The organism is Blautia sp. DFI.1.216, from assembly GCF_020594215.1.
In the GTDB taxonomy this organism is placed as follows: domain Bacteria; phylum Bacillota; class Clostridia; order Lachnospirales; family Lachnospiraceae; genus Blautia_A; species Blautia_A wexlerae.
Genome location: NZ_JAJDML010000137.1, coordinates 1 through 1,352, shown reverse-complemented (window position 1 = coordinate 1,352; position 1,352 = coordinate 1). Strand labels below are relative to the sequence as shown.

Here is a 1,352-nt window from a genome sequence, read left to right as displayed (position 1 = left end):
CGACCAATGCACAAACACCAGTCGCTATCAGTATGGTTATGAAGTTGTAAGGGGAGAGCGTCAAGCCGTTCTCTAACAAGCTGAAATGCTCCCAATCGGTACGCATGAGCTGTTTCGTATTCAGTAGCAAAAGAACCGCTACGAATACAAACAGAAGCGTCCCTATGGAAAAGTGATAGACAAGTTGCTTGTCGCTGGCTCTGATACGGTGTCCTTTGTTACAAATCTTACGCATAAATCAATCACTCCTTTCTGGATATGAAAAAAGCAGTCAATCCTAAGACTAACTGCTTTAAACTGTCTTTATTCAAAAATAAATATATCTTCTATCGGAGCTTTTACAGCTCTTGAAATATCTATTGCCAATTTAAGTGACGGATTATATTGTGCTTTTTCTAATCTCATAATAGTTTCACGACGAACACCTACAATGTCAGCGAGTTGTTCTTGTGTTAATTCTTGTGCTACACGATATTTTTTTAAATTACATACAAACTTTGCTTCCATAATTTATTCCCTTTTTTCATAACGATATAATAAATAGTTGCTAAGAAAAAGAACAAGAGCATAGATAAGTGAAACAGAAATCAGCATAAATATTGCACACCACTCAACATTACGGGAAAACATACCTATTGCCATAAGCCAGATAACTACAAATAATAGTTTAAAACCTATCTTGTAGGCTTCTAATTGTGCCTTACGTTTATTTTCTTGAAAAAGCTCATCTTCTAAGATATGAGAAAGTTTACCTTCAAAGAAAAAACTGAAAAAACCAAAAAATATGAAAAAAGCAAAAGGAAATATTTCTCCAAATTTATAGTATGTCCAAAATCCGCCAAACCCCAGAAAACCAAACATTCCACAAAATCCCCAGTAAGGAGAAATTGTTCTTGAATATCGTTTTTCCCTGCTGTTTTTTGAAAAGACATTTTTAAAGCAGATAATTACTATATAGATAGCATATAGTGCTATTAAAGCTCCAATTACTAACATAGGAATATCCTTGTAAGAAAATACATATTCCGACATATCCATATTTTTGACCCAGCGTCCATCATTGTATAATAGGGAGTAGATTGTACCAACAATAAGCAATAAAGCACACCCTACCCCCATAAAAATAATTTTTTTAATTTGTTTCTTTGACATATTTATCTCTCCTTTCAAATGAGATGTTTTTGTATCTTTATGAGATAAATATATCACTCCGCATTGTTCGTGTCAATCAAAATTAAGACAAATACATCACTTTTATTTCTTCGGCTGTCCCTGCGGTGTAGGGTTCTGTGGGCTACCTGCGTTCTGGTTGCCTTTATTCTTCAACACAATATCCTCTGCCTTTACATACC

General features: G+C 34.4%; 2 protein-coding genes and 2 pseudogenes. All 4 read right to left on the bottom strand.

The window, feature by feature from the left end; genetic code table 11:
• Nucleotides 1-235, bottom strand: a pseudogene (locus LJE11_RS19050) (ATP-binding protein); the annotation flags it as partial.
• A gap of 68 nt (nt 236-303) precedes the next feature.
• On the bottom strand, nt 304-507 hold the full coding sequence (locus LJE11_RS19045) for a helix-turn-helix transcriptional regulator (protein WP_008787613.1): 204 nt from the start codon (nt 505-507) through the stop codon (nt 304-306).
• A gap of 3 nt (nt 508-510) precedes the next feature.
• Nucleotides 511-1,152, bottom strand: a complete 642-nt coding sequence (locus LJE11_RS19040; RefSeq protein WP_025579173.1) for a DUF3796 domain-containing protein — start codon at nt 1,150-1,152, stop codon at nt 511-513.
• 102 nt (nt 1,153-1,254) lie between these two features.
• Nucleotides 1,255-1,352, bottom strand: a pseudogene (locus LJE11_RS20915) (YdcP family protein); the annotation flags it as partial.